We start from the raw sequence: 3,183 nt of genomic DNA on the forward strand, positions 1-3,183 counted from the left end.
CGATCGCTGTATCGCAGCTCGGACCGCGTGAGTGGTCGTGGCGCTCCCGTGAAGTGTCTGTCCCATAGTCTGTCCTTGTCGATGGCGGCATCAACGCTACCATCACACTGTGGGACTGAACATCTAGCGCATCCAGAGCTGCGAACAGCGAATATCCCAAGAATGCTAAAGCGATACCTGCAATTGACGCTTATTTTAAGGCTTTTTGGCCGCGGAAGGTCCCTGGACTACGGGCTGCTTCGGCGGTAGACCGAGATGTGACGTTCGGATCGTTTGGTGAACGCACCTCTCGACCAATCTCCCCACCGCTCCGTCAGCTCAAGCCCCGCGCATTCGGCCATGGTATCGAGCTCCTGGTGATAAACGTAACGAACGCGTTGCGGTAAACGTCTGACCGACGTACCAGAAAACCAGAGGAGGGTTGAAATCAAGTTCTGGTTTAGTGGATCGTGGACAGACACATTGACGATCGTATTCTCATGATCCACTAGCCGCGCCGTTGTAGTGTGCTGGCCGGCGACGAGAGGATTCAAGCCTGGCACCCCCAGTTCTATCACCAAAACCCCCTCATCATCTAGCGCCTCCGCGGCAGATCGGAGGCAAGCTATTTGCGCTTCGCGTGTGAAAAGCAGCGGGAACGTGAAATAAACGCAATACACCAAATTGTAGCGTTGCTCTGAGCTGAAATGGGCAATATCTCCCTGCCAAGCCTTAATTAAATCGGTACGCTTGGCGAGAAGTTTCAACATGCTGCTTGAATTATCGATACCTTCGACCTTGACGCCACGCTCGCTCAACGGCACTGCCACGCGCCCGTCGCCTATACCCAGTTCGAGGGCGCTGCCTCCGTTGCAATGTCGCTCAAGAAAGGCGACCGTCTCGTCTACCTCAGCGACTTTACCTTGCACGGTGGTGTATTCTTCATAGATTGGAGCGTAGATTTCGCCATAAGTTGATTCATCAGACATGTTCGATTCTCCTACCGCATGGTTTAGCGATTTGCTTGACTTACCTTCATCCCGTACTATTAGAAAGATTTGCGTTGCCGTTACCGAATACGTCTAGTCTCCCGCCGACCGCGAAATGTGTTCCGTGCAAGCACAGAAGCTTGAAACGATGTCGCTCGCGAACGTGCACCTGCGCTTCGCCATGCAAAAAGGCGGGTCGCCATAGAACTGAGCGCGCATATTAAGTGACCGCGCGCTGTGGCTGCTGAAGACAGGAGATTCCAACGCGCCGATAATGTCTCCTGCATAGGCCCGTTCCGTCGCGAGCAACTGGTCGAGGGATAACTCTCTAGCGAAATCGTCGATACGGACATCGAACGGCTCCGTTGGTGGGTGAACGTCGCAGTTCAAAGCGCAAGAGGTGTGCCAACTCAAAAAACGGTGTCAATCCAATTCGTCGGCTTTTCGCGTCCGGTTCTGCCTGTTTGCTTTGTCACAACTTTGTCGGGCCTCCAACCATTGGGCAAGCGAAGCCGGTTGCGAAAAGTTTCGCGTCTCAGATCATGGTCGAGTAGCTCAGCCATTCGGCCTTCGCACTCACAGGTCCGGGCTGCGTGTTTCGGCAATTCCTGGACACCCTTTTCGCTAGGGGAGTACCCGACGTGGCCACCGTTTTCGCCGCTACGCGGACGACTGCAACATCTATGTTCGCAGCCGCCGCGCGGGCGAACGGGTCATGGCTTCCGTAAGACCGGTTCCTGACTAGGAAGCTGCGGCTGAAGGACAACGAGGCGAAGAGCGCGGTGGCGCGGCCGGAGGAGCGGAAGTTCCTGGGGTTCAGCTGTCGTGTTGCCTTCTGTGGTTGCGGTCCGTTGTGCAAGGAGTTTCTGACAGTCCCCAAATCTCACGTGCTTGCTGAGAGCACCGAGGCAACAGCTGGTTTCCCCGATCCAGATCGGTTCGATTGCGGATTCCAGGGAATGACCGGACGGGATTCCGATCAAAATCCGGACGGCATTCCGATTTGAAGCCGGACAGCATTCCGATCAATTGCCGGACGGTTTTTCCGTCCTGACGATGCCCTTGGGTCAGCAACCTTGGCATGAAGCTCCTCTGTATTCACGAGGGGACTTTCATGCCGTCAAAGAGAAGGCTGACCATGCGACACATACGACAGATGCTGCGGCTCTCTGCCGGCGGGACAAGCGTACGCGAGATTGCGGTGATGCTCGGGATCGCCCGAAGCACGGTGCAAGATAATCTGGATCGGGCAAAGGCCGCTGGGTTGATCTGGCCGCTGCCAGGAGAACTGACGGACGATGCTCTGGAGCATCGGCTTTTCAGCAGGGCTGGCGTCAAGCAGGGGCAGCGGCGACGTGAAGAGCCGAACTGGGCTGAACTTTCCATCGAGCTCAAGAAGCCCGGCGTGACGCTGCTGATCCTCTGGGAGGAATATCGCAGCGTCCATCCCGATGGTTATGGCTACAGTCGTTTCTGTGAGCTATTCCGCGGCTTCGAGCAGCGCCTTTCGCCGACGATGCGCCAGGAGCATGCTGCCGGGGACAAGGTCTTGTGGACTATTCCGGCAAGAAGGTGCCGATCGTCGATCGCAAGACTGCGGATTCCGATGATCGCGCGCATGTATTCCAATTTGATGCCGCGCAGCGTTCCTATCTGATCGCGCGCAGGTGGAGCACCTGATCGTCAGTTCAAGATGTCACCGTGTTTGCGGTCCGGTCAAGCGGCAGCGGAGATGGTCGACCTGCGCATGGATTCGCCGCTGAGTTCGAGCCGGTGAGCGTTGTGAATGAGGCGATCTAGTATGGCATCGGCGTAGGTGGGATCCCCGATCAGATCGAACCAACGGGCCACCGGGAGCTGGCTGGTCACCAGCGTTGAGCGACGCCCGTACCGGTCTTCGAGGATTTCGAGCAGGTGATGACGGGCATTGCCGTCGAGGGGTTCAAGTCCCCAGTCGTCGAGGATGAGGAGATCGACCCTGGCGAGGCTTTTCATGCGCGCGGCGATGCGGCCATCGCCTTTGGCCAGGGACAGATCATCAATCAGGCGCGGCAGCCGGGGGGACTGTCAGGATTTCCGTGTACGGGCGGCATAATGGGTAAAAAGGAATCCCACTATGTCCCGACGCAAAGAGCCTGCGATACCGAACGAGCTTCTCGACCAGCTATTGGCGGGTGGTGCTGCCAGCGCGGCATTTGAGCAGGGTGGTCTGCTC

At 57.1% G+C, this 3,183-nt stretch carries 2 protein-coding genes and 2 pseudogenes; 2 read left to right on the forward strand and 2 right to left on the reverse strand.

Translation table 11 applies throughout. From position 1 onward, the window contains the following. Positions 1-227: 227 nt before the first annotated feature. Complete coding sequence (locus tag JQK88_RS35205; RefSeq protein WP_203281166.1) at positions 228-968, reverse strand: class I SAM-dependent DNA methyltransferase; 741 nt, start codon at positions 966-968, stop codon at positions 228-230. 637 nt (positions 969-1,605) lie between these two features. Between JQK88_RS35205 and JQK88_RS36850 the strand changes: the two are divergent. Both JQK88_RS36850 and JQK88_RS35210 read left to right on the forward strand, forming a co-directional pair. Further along, a pseudogene (locus JQK88_RS36850) lies at positions 1,606-1,789 on the forward strand (reverse transcriptase domain-containing protein); the annotation flags it as partial. A gap of 293 nt (positions 1,790-2,082) precedes the next feature. Next, positions 2,083-2,625, forward strand: a complete 543-nt coding sequence (locus tag JQK88_RS35210; protein ID WP_203281168.1) for a helix-turn-helix domain-containing protein — start codon at positions 2,083-2,085, stop codon at positions 2,623-2,625. A 59-nt stretch (positions 2,626-2,684) separates the two neighbouring features. Here the strand turns inward: JQK88_RS35210 and JQK88_RS35215 are convergent. Continuing rightward, positions 2,685-3,026 (reverse strand): annotated as a pseudogene (locus JQK88_RS35215) (ATP-binding protein); the annotation flags it as partial. Positions 3,027-3,183 lie beyond the last annotated feature (157 nt).

The organism is Mesorhizobium caraganae, assembly GCF_016836705.1.
Lineage (GTDB): Bacteria > Pseudomonadota > Alphaproteobacteria > Rhizobiales > Rhizobiaceae > Mesorhizobium > Mesorhizobium caraganae.